Origin of the sequence: Geobacillus sp. 46C-IIa (assembly GCF_014679505.1) — a bacterium.
Classification (GTDB): domain Bacteria; phylum Bacillota; class Bacilli; order Bacillales; family Anoxybacillaceae; genus Geobacillus.
Genome location: NZ_CP061474.1, coordinates 2,158,764 through 2,178,041 on the forward strand (window position 1 = coordinate 2,158,764; position 19,278 = coordinate 2,178,041).

Consider the following 19,278-nt stretch of genomic DNA (forward strand, 5'->3'; position numbering starts at 1 on the left):
CTTTAGGTAAATTTCGCTATCACTCTACAAAATTCGCCATGTATTCCTGCACATGAGCCATTATAGTAAAATAAAAACAAGACGTCTGTAACAAGAAGAATAAAAGTAGATTACAAAATGATTACAAAAAAACACTCCCTTGTTACAAAGGGAGCGTCATTTACATTACCCGTTTAAATAACTTTTCAATTTCATAGGTTGAAAAATGGACGATGATGGGCCGTCCGTGCGGGCAAGTAAACGGGTCGGTCGTCTTCCGCAACGCTTCAAGCAAGGCGAAGATTTCATCGTTGCGCAAATGTTGGTTCGCTTTAATGGCGCGCTTGCAGCTCATAACAATGGCAGCTTGCTCGCGCAGCTGCTTGATATCAACCGTTTTGGCCGCCAGCACGTGTTCAATCATTTCCTCGATAATTTCTTTTTCTACTCCTTTTGGAAACCACACAGGATGGGAACGAACGAGAAACGCCCGCGGGCCGAACGGTTCAAGAAACACGCCGCAGCGGGCAAGTTCGTCGCGGCAAGTAGTGATTCGCTCGTATTCGTCGGCTGGATATTCAAACGTCAGCGGAACGAGCAGCTCTTGCACCTCATTGGTCACTTCGCCGAGCTTTTCCCGGAAATATTCGTAGTTGACGCGCTCTTGCGCCGCATGCTGGTCGATCATATAGAGCCCGTGTTCATTCTCAGCCAAAATATAAGTGCCGTGCAGCTGGCCGATCGGATAAAGCGGCGGGAGGCGGTCGGCCGCCTGTTTCCCGTCGGCCCGTTCGGCATCCGGCAGGTGCGGCGCCTCCGGTTTTTCCCCGGCCTCGGCAGCCGGCTTCGCCACAAACGGGTCGTCAGCAACACCCTCCTTTTTTTCTGAAACTGCCGGCGCCGCTGCTTCTTCCCATCGAGCAGATGCATCGGCCTGATCGGCTGCGGGAGGCGGGCCAAGCGTTTCTTTGTCGGCTAAAGGCGCTGCTGCGGTCACATCCCCCATTCCCCTTGTCTCCCCGCTGGGCGGTTCATGAACGCGATGGGCAAATGTCCAGGCTGCTTGTTCCACCTTCGCTTTGGCCGTTTTGCTGTCAGCAGATACGGATGGAATGAGCGTCCGCCGGCGGAACGCTTGGCGGATCGCAGCGGTGACGAGCTCGTTTAACTCGGCTTCTTTGCTGAAGCGGACTTCGAGTTTCGCTGGATGGACGTTCACATCCACGAGCACCGGATCCATGTCAATCGCGAGAAATGCAATCGGATAGCGGCCGATCGGCAGCAGCGTATGATAGCCGGCCTCAATCGCCTTCATCAGCGGCATGTTGCGCACGTAGCGCCCGTTGACAATGAGCGATATATAATTGCGCGAAGCGCGCGTCACTTCCGGCAAGGAAACATAGCCGCGAACCGTAAAATCGAGTGACTCCCCCTCAACCGGTATCATTTGCTTCGCCGTTTCCATGCCGTAAATGGCGGCGAGCACATGCCGGACATCGCCGCTTCCGTTTGTCGCAAGCAGCGTTTTGCCGTGATGGCGAAGCCGGAATGACACATCCGGATGGGCGAGCGCCAACCGGTTGACGACATCGACCGCATGACCGAGCTCAGTATGGATCGTTTTCATATATTTCAGCCTTGCTGGAGTGTTGAAAAACAAGTTGGACACCGTGATGTCCGTTCCTTTGCGCCCGGCCGCCCGTTCACAAGATATGAGCGCACCGCCTTGCAACACAAGCTTCGTCCCTGGACCGCGTCCCGTGCTTGTCACCAGCTCCACTTCGGACACCGAGGCAATGCTCGGCAGCGCCTCGCCCCGAAAGCCAAGCGTGCGAATGCGGAACAAATCGTGCTCGTCTTGAATTTTGCTTGTCGCATGCCGCTCAAAAGCGAGGAGGCAATCGTCTTCTTCCATTCCGTCACCGTTGTCAATGATGCGGATTTTCGCCATTCCAGCCTCCTCAAGTTCAATGTCGATCACCGTGCTATGGGCGTCGATGGCGTTCTCGATGAGCTCTTTCACCACCGAAGCCGGCCGTTCGACCACTTCGCCGGCGGCGATTTTGTTCGCTAGCTGATCGTCGAGCTTGCGAATGCGTCCCATCGTCCCACCTCCGTTATTTAAGCAGTTTTTGCAGTTCATACAGCTTGTTTAACGCCGCAAGCGGCGTCATCTCAAGCAAATTGACTTCCTTAAGCGCCGCAAGCGCCTTTTTCTCTTTGCCGGACAAGTGCGGCTCGGCAGGCGCCGGGACGACGTCGGGAAACATGCTCAACTGTTCAAAGGCCGCTTCGTTTACCGCGTCCGCTCTATCTCCCGCTTCCTGCTCAGCGCTTCGCTCGGCAGCGCGGCCGGCGGCCGATTTCGCATTCGATTCCAACCCACGTGGCGGCCGGAGCGCTTCTTTCGTAGCCGCGCCATTCTCCGGCCCGGTTTCAATCCCGTGCGCAAGGGCGCTATTTCCAGCCGATTGCTCGAGCTTGGCTAAAATATCGCGGGCTCGTTCGATGAGCGGAGCAGGCAGCCCGGCCAATTCGGCGACATGGATGCCGTAGCTGCGGTCGGCTGGTCCGTCGGCGATTTGGTGCAAAAAGACGACTTTGCCGTTTTCTTCGACAGCGCGAGCATGGACGTTGCACAGCCGCTCGAGCGAGCCTTCTAACGCGGTCAGCTCATGGTAGTGCGTGCTGAACAACGTTTTCGCGCCGATATAGTCGTGAATGTATTCGATCATCGCTTGCGCGAGCGCCATGCCGTCATACGTCGATGTGCCGCGCCCGATTTCATCGAACAAAATGAGGCTGTTTTGCGTCGCGCAGGCGATGGCGCGGCGCGCCTCGAGCATTTCGACCATAAATGTGCTTTGACCGGCCGACAAATCGTCAGCAGCGCCGATGCGGGTGAACACTTGATCGAAAATCGGCAGCACCGCTTGCTCCGCCGGGACGAAGCAACCGATTTGCGCCATGATGGCGGTGAGCGCCACTTGCCGCATGTACGTGCTTTTCCCGGCCATGTTCGGCCCGGTGATGAGCAGCATTTCCCGCTCGCGGTTCATATAGCAGTCGTTCGGCACGTATGTTTGCGCGCCGAGCACTTTTTCCACAACCGGATGGCGGCCGCCTTGAATGGCCAAGACGCGATCGGTGGAAAATTGCGGGCGCACGTAGCGCCGCTCATCGCTCACCGTCGCCAGCGACTGAAGCACATCAAGCTCAGCGACCGCCTTAGCCAGCTTTTGCAGGCGCGGAATATATCCTTTTACCTGCTCGCGAATGGCGACAAACAGCTCATATTCGAGCTCTACACTTTTTTCTTCCGCTTCTAAAATGAGCGCCTCTTTTTCTTTCAACTCAGCGGTAATAAAACGCTCTGCGTTGGCGAGCGTCTGCTTCCGCTCGTAGCGTCCTTCCGGGATGAGGGGAAGGTTCGGCTTCGTCACTTCAATATAATAGCCGAATACGCGGTTGTAACCGACTTTGAGCGATTTAATGCCGGTCGCTTCCCGTTCTTTCGTCTCCAGTTCGGCGATCCACGCTTTGCCGTTGCGGCTTGCGTCGCGGTAGCGGTCAAGCTGCTCATCATACCCGTCTTTAATGATGTTTCCTTCCTTCACGGAAAGCGGCGGCTGTTCTTGAATGGCGCGCTCAAGCAAAGCGACAAGCTCTTCGCACGAATCCAGGCGCCCAACCAGCTCGTCCGCTTCGGCAAGCGCTAGGCTGCCCACCGTCTGGCGAAGCGCTGGCACTTGAACGAGCGATTTTTTTAGCTGCACGAGATCGCGGGCGTTGGCGTTTCCGTAGGCGATGCGGCCGACGAGCCGCTCGATGTCATAGACGCCGCGCAGCCCGTCGCGCAGTTCGTGCCGTTCAAAATAGGACGTTTTCAATGTTTCTACGAAATCGAGGCGCCGTTCAATGGCACGCTGGTCAATGAGCGGCCGGTCAAGCCATTGCTTCAAGAGCCGGCCTCCCATCGCTGTCACCGTCTCATCGAGCAGCCATAGAAGCGATCCTTTCCTCCCTTTTGACCGCACCGTTTCCACTAACTCTAAGTGCAGCTTCGAATGCCGGTCCATTTTCATATACTGATCGACCTGATACAGCTCAGCTGGCTGCAAATGGTCAAGCTGCCGTTTTTGCGTGCGGACGAAGTAATGGAGCAGGCGGGCGACAGTCGCCCGCAGCTTTTCTTGCGTCACATGGCCGGCGACGCCGCTCCATTCGTCCCGCAGCGATGTTTCGTCTTCGTACGAGACGGCCGCTCCGTACCGTTCTTTCAGCTCGCGCACCCACTCCTCGGCACTGTCAGAGCCGAGGACGATTTCCCGCGCCCCGATGGCGTGCAGCTCGTTTATCGTCTCCTCCCATGAAGAAAGGAGCGTCAGCCGGACTTCGCCGGTCGATAAATCCGCGTAAGCCAATCCGTATGTACCGTCAGCAAACGGCGTCAGCGTCGCTAAATAATGGTTTTCTTTCTCGATGAGCCCTTTGCCTTCCATGAGCGTGCCCGGAGTAACCAGCTGAACGACTTCGCGGCGCACGACACCTTTTGCCGTTTTTGGATCTTCCACTTGTTCGCAAATAGCAACTTTGTAGCCTTTTTCCACGAGTTGTTCAATATAGCCTTGCGCCGAATGGTACGGCACTCCGCACATCGGCACCCGTTCATCGCCGCCTCCGTCGCGGCTTGTCAATGTAATTTCTAGCTCTTGCGCCGCCTTTATGGCGTCATCAAAAAACATTTCGTAAAAGTCACCGAGCCGAAAAAACAAAAACGCGTCCGGATATTGCGCTTTAATATGCAAATATTGCTGGATCATCGGTGTATACGATGGCATCATTTCTCCCCAACCTTTTCGGCCGACAGACCGTTGATTGCGCTACTATTATAACAAGCGGCAAAAGAAAAAACTAGGAAAGAAATTTCCTAGTTTTACTCTTCTTCGCCGAGCAACAAATCCGGGCTTAAATCTTCCAATTCTTCGTCAAGGTCGTCGTCATCGCAAAAATCGTCGTCTTTGCCGCACCCTTCTGGGTTGATGGCGACACACACTTTTGTTTCGCCGATCACTTCGGCGACAAACTCCCGCTCGACATCGACGACGATTTTGTTGCCGTTCGGCGAAATGGTGCATTCAAGGCAGTTTGGCTGCTGGATGACGCGGACGATAATATCGGTATCGTCGCTAATTAAATTGTCTTTATCGCGATATTTTAACTTGACCACATCGGTGTACGAGACCGTTTCCGTGACGACTTCCGTTTTCGTATTGTTGTTGTATGAATACCAGACGTTAATGTCGTAGTGGCCGTGAATTTCGACCGTTTTATCGCATTTTTTCGCTTCATAGCGGTGATTGATGATCCAGCAGCCGAGAATGCTTGACGGGCGGTTCGGCGCCGTCACCGTATGGGTCGATTGCGTGAACTTGCGGCCTTTGCCGACAACGGCTTTTGTAATAATTTCTCTGTATTCAGACATCGAACGGAACCCTCCTCAAATGAATCTTCATTTCATCCTATGCGTGATCTCCGCTAATGTGCACAGCAAATGAATCATTATTCCGTATAGTTCATTGTATGCATGTGTTCCGTTCAATGTGCCTGCTTTTTCACCGCCGAACAGCCGTGCTGATCAGACGAGGGTCAGACGCCTGCCGATCGGAAAAAGACTCGTTGCCTAGCGCATCGCTGTAAGAGGCTTTTTCGAAAACGTTCCGCGCCGCCTGCACGCACAAAAAAAGCCCCCTAAACCGCCCTTGCAAGCCCGCTGCCCATGACAAATGAAAAAAGCGCCCGAAAGGACGCTTTTTTGTTCGTTAATGGCAGCCGCCATGCTTGTTGTAGCGAAGCGCGGCGCCCGTTTCACCGCGCAGCACATCGCCGCCGGTCGACGCGAGAATTTCGTCAGTCACCGTATTGGAAATCGTCGAGGCGACGAGCTGAAGCAAATCGTTCACATCGGCTTGCGATTGTTGGAATTCGCTGACGATCGGAATTTGCGCCAACTGCTCGTAAATGGCGTCGATTTTCGCCTCGACGCGCTTCAGCGCTTCTTGTTTGCCGTAATGCTGGAGGTTGACCGCTTGTTTTTGCAGCGACTTTAACTCATTGATTAACGTGCGCACTTTTTCGTTTTGGTGGATTTTTTCTTCCGCCCGTTTGAAAAAGTCGACTTCTTCCGTTTCGGCGATCATTTTCGCCAGCTGCTTCGCCTGCACCAAAATCTCGTCCCGCGTATATTTTGCCATCTTAGTTCACCTCGATCGCTTCATTCACTAATTCGCCCGTCAACGTCCACGTTTTCGCCTGCGTAATGCGCACGTTAACCAACTGGCCGACGAGCGATTTCGGGCCGACGAAGTGGACAAGCTTGTTTTTGCGCGTATATCCCGCTAACACATCTGGATTCGTTTTGCTTTCGCCTTCAACGAGCACTTCGACGACTTGACCCTCGTATTGTTTCATTTTCTTCGCCGCAATCTCCTGGACGAGGGCGTTCAGGCGCTGAAGCCGCTCTTTTTTCACTTCCATCGGCACGTTGTCATTCATTTTCGCCGCCGGGGTGCCTTCACGCGGCGAGTAAATGAACGTATACGCCGAATCAAACTCGACTTCACGGTAAAGCGACAACGTTTCTTCAAACTGCTCGTCCGTTTCGTTCGGGAAGCCGACGATAATGTCGGTCGTCAAAGCGACATCCGGAATGGCCGCTTTAATTTTGCGGACGAGTTCCAAATACTCCTCGCGTGTATATTTCCGCCCCATCATTTTCAAAATTTCCGTGCTGCCCGATTGCACCGGCAAATGAATATGTTCGACTAAATTGCCGCGCTTGGCAAGCACTTCGATGAGCCGGTCGTCAAAGTCGCGCGGATGGCTTGTCGTAAAGCGGATGCGCGCGATATCAATTTTGCGCAGCTCGTCCATCAAATCGCCAAGGCCGTACTGAATATCGGCGAAATCTTTCCCGTAGGCGTTGACGTTTTGCCCGAGCAGCGTAATTTCTTTGTAGCCTTGGGCAGCGAGGTGGCGCACTTCTTGGATGATGTCTTCCGGGCGGCGGCTTCGCTCCTTGCCGCGCGTGTACGGAACGATGCAGTACGTGCAAAACTTGTCGCAGCCGTACATAATGTTGACCCATGCTTTAATGTCGCCTTTGCGCACCTTCGGCAAGTTTTCGACGACATCGCCTTCTTTCGACCATACTTCGACGACCATTTCCTTCGACATGTACGCCTCATGCAAAATGTACGGCAGGCGATGGATGTTGTGCGTACCGAAAATCATGTCGACATACTGGTATTGCTTTAAAATTTTATTGACGACCGCTTCTTCTTGCGACATACAGCCGCATACGCCAAGCAGCAAATCCGGGTTCGTCGTTTTGAGTGGCTTTAAGTAGCCGAGTTCGCCGAACACTTTGTTTTCCGCGTTTTCGCGGATCGCACACGTGTTGAGCAAAATGACGTTCGCATCTTCCGGACGGTCGGTCGGCTCATAGCCGAGCGCCATGAAAATGCCGGCCATCACTTCCGTGTCATGCTCGTTCATCTGGCAGCCGTACGTGCGGATGTAAAACTTCCGCCCGCGCCCCATGCCGCGGAACTCGTCCGGAATCGTAAAGTCTTTCACATATTGCACTTCTTCCTTGCCGCGTTTTTTCGCCTCTTTTAAATTTGGCGGAAGAAAGACGCTCGTGAAATATTTCTCATAGTCTTTCGTCGTTTTTGCTTTCAGCCGGTCCAAGTCGGATTTTCTGTCCGCTGGATGGCTGGCTGTTTGAATTTGTCCGGTTTGTTCCAAACGTTGCTTTTCGTTCATAACAATCTCCTTTCCTCGTCAAATTTTTGATCGCACACAGCTAGGCGGCTGTCATTTGCGCGGCCGCCCATGTTGTCTCGGCAAATTTCTTCCATCACACACACTACCATAGTATATCGCGGGTGACAATGAAACACAATGGTTTTTGTTCCGGATGTCCGGAACATGTTATAATAGCAAAAAAACACCCGATGAGGCAAGTCCCCATCGGGCGTGAATCACTTCCATTTTTACATGTTTTACATAAACTCCGCGACCAGTTCAGCAAATTTTTCTTTGCTCAGTTTCAAATCCGCTTCAGAAAGCGGCGTCTCGCTGTAACCGGGAACAAGTTCTTGATACGACTTTTGCTCCTTATTTTGATAGATGAGCCCGGTGACAAGCCCGTTATATTTCATCACCGTTTGCATCGCCATCTCCCGGTTGGACGGATCGTACCCTTCGATGTCGTCCACTTTCACCAAATGCTCTTTAAACCATTCGTACGTGTTCACTTTATTGTATGTGACGCACGGGCTAAAGACGTTGATGAGCGAAAAGCCTTTATGTTTGACGCCTTGTTCAATTAAGCTTGTCAGCTCTTTTAAGTCGCTCGAGAAGCTTTGCGCGACAAACGTCGCCCCGGCGCTCAAAGCGATTTCAAGCGGCGACAACGCCGGCTCGATCGATCCTTGCGGCGTGCTTTTTGTTTTAAATCCGGCGGCGCTGCGCGGCGATGTTTGCCCTTTCGTCAGCCCGTAAATTTGGTTGTCCATGACGATGTACGTAATGTCGATGTTGCGGCGAATGGCGTGAACCGTGTGCCCCATGCCGATCGCAAACCCGTCGCCGTCGCCGCCGGCGGCGATGACCGTCAAGTCGCGGTTCGCCATTTTCACTCCCTGGGCAAGCGGCAAAGCGCGGCCGTGCGTGCCATGAAATCCGTAAGCATGAATATAACCGGAAATGCGGCCCGAGCAGCCGATCCCGGAAATGACAGCCAGCTGGTGCGGCTCCAGTCCGAGGTTGGCGGCTGCGCGCTGAATGGCGGCTTGCACGGAAAAGTCGCCGCAGCCCGGGCACCAGTTCGGCTTCACATCATTGCGGAAATCTTTAAAGGTGGCCATTGTGCTAACAACTCCTTACATTTGGTATAAACGTCGCCTGGCAAGAATGGATTGCCGTCAAATTTCAAGACGCTTGCGATTTTATCGGCATGCCCGACGTTCATTTTCAACAGGCTCGCCAATTGCCCGGTCGCATTTTGCTCGATGACGACGACCCGTTTCGCTTTTTCAACAAGCGGCCGCATGTCGTCCACCGGGAACGGATGAAGCAGGCGGATGTGCGCGTGGTTGACTTTAACGCCGTCCTGCTCGAGGCGCTCAAGCGCTTCCTCGATCGCTCCGCGCGTTGATAAAAAGCCGACAAGCAGCAAATCCGGCTCTTCGTGGCGGGTGTGCTTATGCACCGGCGTTGGGAAATGGATGTGCTCGAGCTTGCGCAGCCGCTTCTCCATTTGCGCCTGGCGGTTTGCCGCTGTTTCAGACGGGCGCCCTGTTTCCGCGTGCTCGACCCCGGTGACATGGTGGATGCCGTGTTTCGTCCCCGGCAGCACCCGCGGCGAAATGCCGTCCGGCGTCACCTCATACCGTTTAAAGTTGTCTTTGCCGGCAAGCGGCGGCAACTCCCCGTTCACAAGCTTGCCGCGGCGAATTTCAACGCGGTCGTAGTCGAGCGGTTCGACCGTCTGTTTGCCAAGCGACAGCTGCAAATCCGACAGGAAAATGACCGGACATTGATATTCCTCGGCTAAGTTCAACGCCTCCGCCATGTCGTAAAACGCTTCCTCGACGGTGCTCGGCGCCATAACGATTTTCGGAATTTCCCCGTGCGTGCCGTAAATCATCGCAAGCAAGTCCGATTGTTCTTGCTTCGTCGGCAAGCCGGTGCTCGGGCCGCCCCGCTGCGTATCGACGACAACGAGCGGCGTTTCCGTCATTCCAGCTAAGCCGATCGCTTCAGCCATGAGCGACAGCCCCGGTCCGGCAGAGGCGGTAAACGCCCGAGCGCCGGCGTAGTTGGCGCCGATCGCCATCGTGCAAGCAGCGATTTCGTCCTCCGTTTGAATGACCGTGCCCCCGAAGTCAGGCAATGTTTTTATCAAATATTCCATGATTTCAGAAGCCGGGGTAATCGGATACGCGGCCATAAAGCGCGCCCCGCCGGCAAGAGCCCCTAAAGCGATGGCATCGTTGCCGATCATAAACATCCGCTGTTTGCCGTCGGCTTTTGCGAGTTTCATAGGCTCAGCGCGGCCGTCAAGCTGCTTTTCCATATATTGCGCCCCGGTGCGGATCGCTTCCATGTTTTTCTCGACGACTTGCGCCCCTTTGCGGGCGAACGTGTCGGCGACAACGCTTTCGAACACGCCGGCATCTAAGCCAAGCACCGCGCTCGTCGCACCGATGGCAACCATGTTTTTCATCAGCGAGTTGCCAAGCTCCGTCGCGATATCGGTGAACGGAACAGCGTAAAGCGACACCCCTTCCCGTTCGGGAATCACCGGGTTGAATTTGGCGTCCGCAATGACGATGCCGCCGCTGCGGAGCTCGTGAAAGTTGAAATCGATCGTCTCTTGATCGAACGCGACCAAGATGTCCAAATCATCCGCGACCGCCCGCACCGGTTTCGTGCTGACGCGGATTTTATTGTTCGTATGCCCCCCCTTAATGCGGGAAGAAAAATGGCGGTACCCGTATAAATAGTACCCGAGGCGGTTCAGCGCCGCGGAGAAAATTTCCCCTGTGCTTTCAATCCCTTCCCCTTGCTGGCCGCCTACTTTCCATGACAGCTGTTCGATCATGTTTTACACCCCTTTATGTTCACTACAGCCTCTCGATATTATTGTATCACTTTTCTGACAAATAGACTACATTTTTGGACGCCTTCCGCTTGATAATTGTATTTGGCCAACGCTGTCAACGTTCCGCCTCTTATTCTAGGCTTAATAGAACTATATATTCAATGATATTTATCACTCCGGCAAATGCTCGTAAAAATTGCGGAACAAAAAACGCTCAACTTGACTGCTGGAGTAGTGCTTGTACAATTCATTGACAAGCCGAAGGTAGTCCTTCACGGCTTCAAGGCCAGCCACCGTCTCCGTAATGCCGTCAAAGTCAGAGCCAAACCCGACGTTGTTTTCCCCTCCGAGAGCGCATACGTAATCAAGATGGCGGAGCACATCCGCGACCGTCGCTCCCCGTTTGTCGCTTGTCAAAAAATACGGCACAAAATTAATGCCGATCATTCCGTCTTTTTCGATCAGCGCCTGAATTTGCTCGTCCGTCAAATTGCGCGGATGCGGACAGAGGCGATGGGCGTTTGAATGGGAAGCGATCGGAAAACGGGCCGTCTCCATCACATCCCAAAACGCTTTTTCTGATAAATGCGACACATCCACCCATCGTTTCGTTTCATTGAGCAGCTCGATGACTTGCCGGCCGAACGCAGTCAACCCGGCGCCGCGCTTTTCCCACGCCCCGTCGGCGACGGCGTTCGGAAAGTTCCACGTCAAGCCGACAGAAGCAACGCCGAGACGAAGGAGCGTCTTTAACTTGACAAGGTTGGCGCCAATCGCATCGCATCCTTCAAGCGTCAACATCGCGCCGATCTCCCCTTCTCTAAGGGAGGCAATGTCTTGTTTCGTCCGCACCGCCTTCACAGACGGAAACATATCGACAATGCGGGTGAAAAACAGATCCGCCATCTCAAGCGCCGCAGTGAACCGGGCCTCTTCCGGCACCGTTTCCGGCACGTAGATGGCAAAGCATTGCACTTTCACCCCGGCTTCCGCCATTCCCGAAAGCGCAACATGAAGCGATGGCCCGTCCTGAAACGACAATGACCGGTCTTGCCATAGTTTCATCAGCGCGTCACAATGAGCATCAAAAATCATTCGCGTTCCCCCTTAAAAAGCAAAAATAACCTGCCTGCCTTCGAGATGGAAGGCGCCAACAGGTTATATTTTACCATTTACCGGTCATCCAGTTAACGAGGTTCGACGATTAATTTAATCGCTGTTCGCTCTTCTCCATCAATCATAATATCCGTGAATGCCGGAATGCAAATTAAGTCCATGCCGCTTGGTGCCACAAACCCTCGTGCGATCGCTACTGCCTTAACGGCTTGGTTCAATGCACCTGCGCCGATCGCCTGAATTTCCGCCGCGCCGCGCTCGCGCAACACCCCGGCAAGTGCACCAGCTACAGAGTTCGGATTCGATTTTGCTGAAACTTTTAATATTTCCATTTCTAGCTCCTCCCTCGTTTCCTTGGAAAATGAATTTCGATAAAAAGTCTTCATTGTAACTATATTCACTGCTTCGACAACTATTCCTGCACGGGGGGAGTATGTTTTTAAAAATTTATAAAAAATAAACTATTCAAAATATGGATGGTCATCGTTAATCATTAAGCGCTCAATGCGAAGCGCCCGCCCACTTTTGGCGTCGATATCGACCAGCACAGCGTTCAGCTGGCTTCTTCCTTCCTTGATGCTAAAGCGAACCGGCAGCCCGGTTAAAAACTTGCGCAATACCGCCTCCCGGTCGACCCCTAAAATGCCGTCATACGGGCCGGTCATCCCAACATCGGTAATGTACGCCGTCCCTTTCGGCAAAATGCGGTGGTCGGCCGTCTGGACGTGCGTATGCGTGCCGATGACTGCGGACACGCGGCCGTCCAAATACCAGCCCATCGCCTGTTTTTCGCTCGTCGCCTCGGCGTGAAAATCGACGATGATGACCGGCGTGCGCGCGGAGGCAGCGGCAATCAATTCATCTGCCGTTTGGAACGGGCAGTCAATCGCCGGCAAAAACGCCCGCCCCTGCAAGTTGATGACCGCCGCCTCGCCATGCTCGGTCGGCACGTAGACGATGCCTTTCCCCGGCGTGCCGGGCGGATAGTTCGCCGGGCGGATCAACGCTTTGGCCTGATCGATAAATTCAAAAATATCGCGCTTATCCCAAGCGTGATTGCCGAGCGTGACAGCATGGACGCCTTGCGCAAGCAGTGAACGGTAAATCGCCTCGGTGATCCCTTTCCCTCCAGCGGCGTTTTCGCCGTTAATGATGACGACATCCGGCCGATGCCGTTCTTTTAATTTCGGCAAATAATGCTCGACCATTTTTTGCCCCGGCGAACCGACGACATCGCCGATAAATAAAATTCTCATCATCAATCCCTTTCTAACTTGAACGTATCGCCACGGCAAAGATCATCGGGCGATCGGTATACTCTCTTATTTTACGGGCAAAAAAATAAAGTGGCAATAGGCTGCCACTTTATTTCGCGTATTCGACCGCCCGCGTTTCGCGGATGACGGTCACTTTAATATGGCCTGGATAATCGAGCTCTTCTTCGATCCGTTTGCGGATATCGCGCGCCAACCGATGCGCTTCCAAATCGTCGATCATATCCGGTTTGACCATGATGCGCACTTCGCGTCCAGCTTGGATGGCGTACGATTTTTCCACACCTTCGTACGATTCGGCGATTTCTTCGAGCTTCTCTAAGCGGCGGATGTAGTTTTCCAGCGTTTCGCTGCGCGCCCCCGGCCGTGCTGCCGACAAGGCGTCCGCCGCCGCGACGAGCACGGCGATGACCGACGTCGGCTCAGTGTCGCCATGATGAGAGGCGATGCTGTTAATGACGACCGGATGTTCTTTATACTTCGTCGCCAGCTCGACGCCGACTTCCACATGGCTTCCTTCCACTTCATGATCAATCGCCTTGCCGATGTCATGAAGCAAGCCGGCCCGGCGCGCCAGCATTTCGTCTTCCCCGAGCTCGGCCGCCATCAGCCCGGCTAAAAACGCCACTTCCACGGAATGTTTTAAGACGTTTTGCCCGTAGCTCGTCCGGAACTTGAGCCGCCCTAAAATTTTGATTAAATCCGGATGCAAGCCGTGGACGCCGACTTCAAACGTCGTCTGCTCGCCGACTTCGCGGATGTGCTCGTCCACTTCACGGCGCGCCTTTTCAACCATTTCTTCAATGCGCGCTGGGTGGATGCGGCCGTCCTGCACGAGCTTATCTAGCGCAATGCGCGCCGTTTCGCGGCGAATCGGGTCAAATCCGGACAAAATGACCGCCTCCGGCGTATCGTCGATAATTAAATCGATGCCGGTCAGCGTCTCAAGCGTGCGAATGTTCCGCCCTTCGCGTCCGATGATTCGCCCTTTCATTTCATCGTTTGGCAGATTGACGACAGAAACGGTCGTTTCGGCGACATGATCGGCGGCGCAACGCTGGATGGCGAGCGACAAAATCGCCTTCGCCCGCTTGTCTGCCTCCTCTTTCGCTCGCGTTTCCGCCTCTTTGACCATCATCGCAATCTCATGCGACAGCTCCTTTTCGACGCGTTCTAAAATGAGCTGGCGCGCATCGTCGCGCGTCAATCCGGAAATGCGTTCCAGTTCGGTTTGTTGCTGTTTGACGAGCGTTTCCACTTTGCTTTCCATTTGTTCAATATGCTGTTGTCTTTCGTTTAACGCTTCTTCTTTCGCTTCGAGCAGCGCCTCGCGTTTATTGAGCGCTTCATCTTTGCGGTCGAGGTTTTCCTCCTTTTGCATCAAGCGGTTTTCTTGTTTTTGGAGTTCGCTTCTCCGGTCGCGGATGTCGCGCTCCGCCTCCGTGCGCAGTTTATGAATCTCGTCTTTCGCCTCGAGAAGCGCCTCTTTTTTCAAGGCGTCCGCTGCGCGTTTCGCCTCTTCAATCAGCTGCTCGGCAGCTGCTTTCGCCCCGCCGATTTTTGCTTCGGCAATCGATTTGCGAACAAAAAAGCCAACAACGGCACCAATGACTAAGGCAAGCAAAGCGGAGATGATGATCGAACCCATCGTTTCACCTCCTCTTGCTGTACAGTTTTCTTTCGCTCTTTCTTCGCGCCGCGGTTGTCCCCAACTGTCCGGCGCACGTGGACATTCCCGTTTTCAACGCATTGGCTCGGTCGTTTTGCTTGGCGTTCCCGTGCGGCCTTCACCGCACGAAAGCGGTTCGCCTTCTCAAGCGGGCCTATGGCCCTGCCGTGTATATGGACAAATATACATGTTCATTGTAAAGGCGGCAACATGAATTGTCAAGATATTACACAGGCGCGCCCGAACCGCCGCCTGTGCCGCTAAGGTGTATGACCGGGACATCGTCCCGCCTGCCCCGGGCGGAACGCAGCAAAAAAAGGCAGATCTCCCGTTCCACCGGGCGAACAAGCAGCGAATCGGTGCCCCTTCACTCAACGGTTCCCGATCGCGGCGAAGGGCAACATGCTTCTCGACGCAAAAATGTCAGTTATAGCCGCATTCGCCGTGACATCCCCGCCTTTTAGAAAAAGGCGTCCCAGCAGTAGCTGGGACGCCTTCGTACGGTTACTCGTCAAGCAGCCCGAACTCGTCTTGCTGCGGTTCGCCGCCCGCCTCGCCGGCATCGATGCCGTAATGTTTACGAATGGCGCGGGCGATCTCGTCGGCGATGTGAGGGTTTTCTTTCAAAAACTGCTTCGCGTTTTCCCGCCCTTGGCCGAGCCGTTCGTCTTTGTACGAATACCACGAACCGCTCTTTTGCACGATGTCAAGCTCGGACGCCATATCGATAATTTCCCCTTCGCGAGAAATGCCTTCGCCGTACATAATGTCGACGTCGGCCGTTTTAAACGGCGGAGCGACTTTGTTTTTGACGACTTTGATTTTCGTTTTGTTGCCCACCATGTCATTGCCTTGTTTAATTTGCTCGGCGCGGCGCACCTCTAGGCGGACGGAAGCGTAAAACTTAAGCGCCCGTCCCCCTGGCGTCGTTTCCGGATTGCCGAACATAACCCCAACTTTTTCGCGAATTTGGTTGATGAAGATGGCGATCGTTTTCGATTTGTTAATGGCGCCGGACAGCTTGCGGAGCGCCTGCGACATGAGGCGGGCTTGCAAGCCGACGTGGGCGTCGCCCATCTCCCCTTCAATTTCTGCTTTCGGCACGAGCGCCGCCACCGAGTCGATGACGATAATATCGACCGCACCGCTTCGCACGAGCGCTTCAGCAATTTCGAGCGCCTGTTCGCCTGTGTCGGGTTGGGAAAGCAACAACTCATCGATGTTGACCCCTAATTTTTGTGCATAAATCGGATCAAGCGCATGCTCTGCGTCGATGAAAGCTGCCTGCCCACCCCGTTTTTGCACTTCAGCGATCGCATGAAGGGCAACGGTCGTTTTCCCGGACGATTCCGGACCGTAAATCTCGACGATTCGCCCGCGCGGGTAACCGCCGACGCCCAACGCGATGTCGAGCGCCAGCGAGCCGCTCGGAACGGTCGAGATTTGCCGCTCCGCCTGCTCGCCGAGCTTCATAATAGCCCCCTTGCCAAACTGTCGTTCAATTTGTTTTAATGCCTGCTCTAAGGCGGCTTGACGATCTTGGTTCACTAACCTACTCCTCCTTAATTCTAAAGCTACTTATACTATACCGCGTTTTGCGGCCATTGCCAAGCAAAAAATCGAACGTTTATTCGTTTTTTCAATGGGGAAACTAGCAACAATCACCATGCTTATGCGGTGGAAGACAACAGTGTGCGGTGGAATATTTTAAGGGGAAGAAGCGGCCGGTCAGTCGCCGGCCGCGAGCGTCTCTAACAAAAAGAAGCAACCGTATTTGGCGGTGCGGACGCGAATGTCATCGCGCGTGCCGGATAAGGTGAGGCGGTGGACGGCTGTGTCGCGCCCGCGGACGGCGATGCCGACATAAACGGTGCCGGGCGGGTGGCCCTCAAGCGGGTCGGGGCCGGCGACGCCGGTAAAGCTGATGCCAACATCAGCGCCGCACATCGCGCGGACGTTTTCGGCAAGCAAGCGGGCGCACGGTTCGCTCACCGCCCCGTCCGTCTCAAGCAGCGGCTGCGGCACGCCAAGCATCCTTTCTTTCACGCCGTTTGTGTAGCAGACGACGCCGCCTTGCACGACAGCCGACGCGCCCGGGATGGCTGTCAGCTGTTCGAGAAACCGCCCGCCGGTCAGGCTCTCAGCCGCAGCGACCGTCCATCCTCTTTCTTTTAACCGTTCGATCGTTTTCGTAAACAACGTTTCGTCGTTATATCCGTAACAATAGCGGCCGACGCGCGTCAAAATGGCCGCTTCCGTTTGATCAAGCAACCGTTTCGCCTCCGCCTGATCCCGGTGCTTCGCCGTCAGGCGGAGCGTTACTTCCCCATCGCCGGCCAGCGGGGCGATCGTCGGATTGGACTGGGCGTCAATCAAATCGGCGATCGCCGTTTCCAACGCCGATTCACCGATGCCAAAAAAGCGAAGCACGCGCGATTCGATGCGCTCTGAAAGCGAAAACGCGCTGCGCAAAAACGCGCGTCCGTATTTTGTAAACATCGGCCGCATTTCTTTCGGCGGCCCGGGCAGCAGCATGTATGTAATGCCATTGACTGAAAGCGCCATCCCCGGCGCCATGCCGTGCTCGTTTTTCAACACTGCCGATCCTTCCAAAACGAGCGCCTGCTTTTTGTTGTTTTCTGTCATTGGCCGGTTCGTGCGGACAAAGTACGCTTCAATCGCCCGCAACGCCTCCTCGTCAGTGACGAGCCGGCGGCCGAGCAGACGGGCGATCGTCTCTTTCGTCAAATCGTCTTTCGTCGGGCCGAGCCCGCCGGTGAAAAGGATCAAGTCTGCCCTGGCCTGTGCCACGTTGACCGCCTGTTCGAGACGGGCGGCATTGTCGCCGACGGCGGTATGGAAATAGACGTTAATGCCAAGTTCGGCGAGCTGCTGCGACAAAAACTGGGCGTTCGTGTTGGCAATTTGTCCGAGCAGCAACTCGGAGCCGACAGCGATAATTTCCGCATTCAACGGACGTTATCCCCCTTTCTGGCCGGCTATTTTGAATGGGAAAAAGCATGTTTGTTTTTCACAAAGTAATCCCAACCGGACCAAATGGTGAAAATCACCGCCACCCAAAGCGCCAAATCGGCAAACGGGAACGAGATGAGCGAAAATGGAACATTATGCAGCAACAGGGCGGAGATCGCCACAATTTGCGTCCACGTCTTAATTTTTCCAAGCACGTTGGCGGCGACCACTTCCCCTTCGCCGGCGAGCACCAACCGCAGCCCGGTGACGGCAAACTCGCGGCTGATGATGACAATCACCATCCACGCCGGAGCGGAGCCAAGCTCGACAAGCACGATGAGCGCTGCCGATACAAGCAGTTTATCGGCGAGCGGATCTAAAAATTTCCCTAAATTTGTCACCAATCCGTATTTGCGGGCGTAATAGCCGTCAATCCAGTCGGTCGTTGAAGCGATGATGAAAATGAGCGCGCCGATAAGATGGGCCATCGGGAGCACCGTCTTACCGATTTGGATGCTTCCCCATCCGAACGGAACAAGCATCACGATCAAGAAAAACGGGATGAGCATAATGCGCGCTATCGTAATTTTATTCGGCAAGTTCACAACGAATACCTCCGCTAGTTCAACATCGATCCGGACAAAGAAGCGGCTTCCTTTCCGCGAAAAAGCCGCTTTTTGCCGTTATTGTTTTAGGATGAAACGCAGCTTTTGGTACACTTCGTCTTTCGGGGCAAACGGATAAGCAAACGGCTGGCCGTTTACTTTCATGTCGACGTCGAGCGTGCGCCCGATTTTTACCCATACTTCGCTTTCGGCTGACAAGTCGAACGTTTTCGTTTGCCCTTTTGTTAAGTTGCCGCGGTAAAACGAATGGCCTTTCGTGTTGTACACTTCGACCCATGACGTCCCTTTGGATGCCAATTCAATGGAAAAAGAACCATCATGTTTCACCTCGATGGTCGCTGTATTGCCTTGCTTTGTCGTCACGCTGAGCGCAGCGGCCGGGGAAGCCGGCTTTTCTTCCCCGGCCGCCGGCGCCGGCTGTTCGTTTTCCTCTTTGACCTTCTCATCCGTTTCCTTCGCTCGTTGCTTTTCTTTCGCCTGTTCAAGCGGCGAGTTTTTCGGGCTTTCGACCTCCGCCGTCTCCGGGCTCGTCCGCGCCGGCGGCTCGCTCGCCGTGCCGCGCTGAAGCAGCACCCAAACAAGAACAGCCGCCCCGATGACAACTGCCGCAGCGATCAGCTTCGGCAGCCAATCGAGCCATTTCGCCCCCTCGGCAGAAAGCTGCTGGCGCGTTTTCACGCGTGACAGCGGCTGCGGAATATCATCTTGATAAGACTGCGGAATGTCTTGTTTATATTGTTCAAACAGCTCGTCCGGGTCGAGGCCGACCGCCTCGGCGTATTGCCTGATGAAGGCGCGCACATAAAAGTTGCCCGGCATGATGGCGTAATTTCCTTCCTCGATGCCGATCAAATACCGCTTCTGAATTTTCGTCATCTCCTGCAGCTCGTCCAAGCTAATTTGCTTTTCCTCCCGCGCTTCCCGCAAACGTTTTCCTAATTCCGTCAACGGCCAACACCTTCCATTTTT

The 19,278-nt window shown here is 54.3% G+C and carries 15 protein-coding genes; all 15 read right to left on the reverse strand.

The annotated features are described in order from the left end of the window. Positions 1-160: 160 nt before the first annotated feature. Positions 161-2,083, reverse strand: a complete 1,923-nt coding sequence (gene mutL, locus IC803_RS10660) for a DNA mismatch repair endonuclease MutL (protein WP_081206946.1) — start codon at positions 2,081-2,083, stop codon at positions 161-163. 13 nt (positions 2,084-2,096) lie between these two features. Then, positions 2,097-4,820, reverse strand: a complete 2,724-nt coding sequence (gene mutS / locus IC803_RS10665; RefSeq protein ID WP_081207035.1) for a DNA mismatch repair protein MutS — start codon at positions 4,818-4,820, stop codon at positions 2,097-2,099. Positions 4,821-4,915: 95 nt separating this feature from the next. Next, positions 4,916-5,464: an outer spore coat protein CotE gene (locus tag IC803_RS10670; RefSeq protein ID WP_063166223.1), complete on the reverse strand. Its 549-nt coding sequence runs from the start codon at positions 5,462-5,464 to the stop codon at positions 4,916-4,918. Between the two features lie 337 nt (positions 5,465-5,801). After that, on the reverse strand, positions 5,802-6,233 hold the full coding sequence (locus tag IC803_RS10675) for a YlbF/YmcA family competence regulator (RefSeq protein ID WP_081206945.1): 432 nt from the start codon (positions 6,231-6,233) through the stop codon (positions 5,802-5,804). Between the two features lies 1 nt (position 6,234). After that, entirely contained in the window at positions 6,235-7,806 is a 1,572-nt protein-coding gene (gene miaB / locus IC803_RS10680; protein WP_081206944.1) for a tRNA (N6-isopentenyl adenosine(37)-C2)-methylthiotransferase MiaB, read from the reverse strand. A 239-nt stretch (positions 7,807-8,045) separates the two neighbouring features. Continuing rightward, on the reverse strand, positions 8,046-8,912 hold the full coding sequence (locus IC803_RS10685) for a 2-oxoacid:ferredoxin oxidoreductase subunit beta (RefSeq protein ID WP_081206943.1): 867 nt from the start codon (positions 8,910-8,912) through the stop codon (positions 8,046-8,048). Further along, positions 8,879-10,651: a 2-oxoacid:acceptor oxidoreductase subunit alpha gene (locus tag IC803_RS10690; protein ID WP_081206942.1), complete on the reverse strand. Its 1,773-nt coding sequence runs from the start codon at positions 10,649-10,651 to the stop codon at positions 8,879-8,881. Before IC803_RS10690 ends, IC803_RS10685 begins: the two co-directional genes overlap by 34 nt. Before the next feature lie 171 nt (positions 10,652-10,822). Further along, positions 10,823-11,746 carry a dipeptidase gene (locus tag IC803_RS10695; protein ID WP_081206941.1) on the reverse strand — a complete coding sequence of 308 codons (924 nt, stop codon included), beginning with the start codon at positions 11,744-11,746 and terminating at the stop codon, positions 10,823-10,825. A 92-nt stretch (positions 11,747-11,838) separates the two neighbouring features. Next, positions 11,839-12,099, reverse strand: coding sequence for a stage V sporulation protein SpoVS (spoVS, locus tag IC803_RS10700; RefSeq protein WP_008878506.1), 261 nt, complete (start codon positions 12,097-12,099; stop codon positions 11,839-11,841). Positions 12,100-12,228: 129 nt separating this feature from the next. Beyond that, the gene (locus IC803_RS10705) at positions 12,229-13,023 is read right to left on the reverse strand and encodes a TIGR00282 family metallophosphoesterase (protein WP_081206940.1); all 795 of its coding nucleotides are present in this window, start codon (positions 13,021-13,023) and stop codon (positions 12,229-12,231) included. Between the two features lie 109 nt (positions 13,024-13,132). After that, a complete protein-coding gene (gene rny / locus IC803_RS10710; protein ID WP_081206939.1) occupies positions 13,133-14,689 on the reverse strand; it encodes a ribonuclease Y in 1,557 nt (518 codons plus the stop codon). Positions 14,690-15,214: 525 nt separating this feature from the next. Continuing rightward, positions 15,215-16,258, reverse strand: a complete 1,044-nt coding sequence (gene recA / locus IC803_RS10715) for a recombinase RecA (RefSeq protein ID WP_081206938.1) — start codon at positions 16,256-16,258, stop codon at positions 15,215-15,217. A gap of 180 nt (positions 16,259-16,438) precedes the next feature. Beyond that, positions 16,439-17,683 carry a competence/damage-inducible protein A gene (locus IC803_RS10720; RefSeq protein WP_081206937.1) on the reverse strand — a complete coding sequence of 415 codons (1,245 nt, stop codon included), beginning with the start codon at positions 17,681-17,683 and terminating at the stop codon, positions 16,439-16,441. 26 nt (positions 17,684-17,709) lie between these two features. Further along, entirely contained in the window at positions 17,710-18,288 is a 579-nt protein-coding gene (gene pgsA / locus IC803_RS10725; RefSeq protein ID WP_081206936.1) for a CDP-diacylglycerol--glycerol-3-phosphate 3-phosphatidyltransferase, read from the reverse strand. A gap of 78 nt (positions 18,289-18,366) precedes the next feature. Further along, positions 18,367-19,257, reverse strand: coding sequence for a helix-turn-helix domain-containing protein (locus IC803_RS10730; protein ID WP_081206935.1), 891 nt, complete (start codon positions 19,255-19,257; stop codon positions 18,367-18,369). Positions 19,258-19,278: the final 21 nt, after the last annotated feature.

Coding starts and splice junctions, on each gene's coding strand:
- rny (WP_081206939.1), bottom strand. CDS start 14,689: ATGGGTTCGATCATCATCTCCGCTTTGCTTGCCTTAGTCATTGGTGCC.
- IC803_RS10670 (WP_063166223.1), bottom strand. CDS start 5,464: ATGTCTGAATACAGAGAAATTATTACAAAAGCCGTTGTCGGCAAAGGC.
- mutL (WP_081206946.1), bottom strand. CDS start 2,083: ATGGGACGCATTCGCAAGCTCGACGATCAGCTAGCGAACAAAATCGCC.
- IC803_RS10695 (WP_081206941.1), bottom strand. CDS start 11,746: ATGATTTTTGATGCTCATTGTGACGCGCTGATGAAACTATGGCAAGAC.
- IC803_RS10685 (WP_081206943.1), bottom strand. CDS start 8,912: ATGGCCACCTTTAAAGATTTCCGCAATGATGTGAAGCCGAACTGGTGC.
- IC803_RS10690 (WP_081206942.1), bottom strand. CDS start 10,651: ATGATCGAACAGCTGTCATGGAAAGTAGGCGGCCAGCAAGGGGAAGGG.
- mutS (WP_081207035.1), bottom strand. CDS start 4,820: ATGCCATCGTATACACCGATGATCCAGCAATATTTGCATATTAAAGCG.
- spoVS (WP_008878506.1), bottom strand. CDS start 12,099: ATGGAAATATTAAAAGTTTCAGCAAAATCGAATCCGAACTCTGTAGCT.
- IC803_RS10675 (WP_081206945.1), bottom strand. CDS start 6,233: ATGGCAAAATATACGCGGGACGAGATTTTGGTGCAGGCGAAGCAGCTG.
- IC803_RS10705 (WP_081206940.1), bottom strand. CDS start 13,023: ATGAGAATTTTATTTATCGGCGATGTCGTCGGTTCGCCGGGGCAAAAA.
- miaB (WP_081206944.1), bottom strand. CDS start 7,806: ATGAACGAAAAGCAACGTTTGGAACAAACCGGACAAATTCAAACAGCC.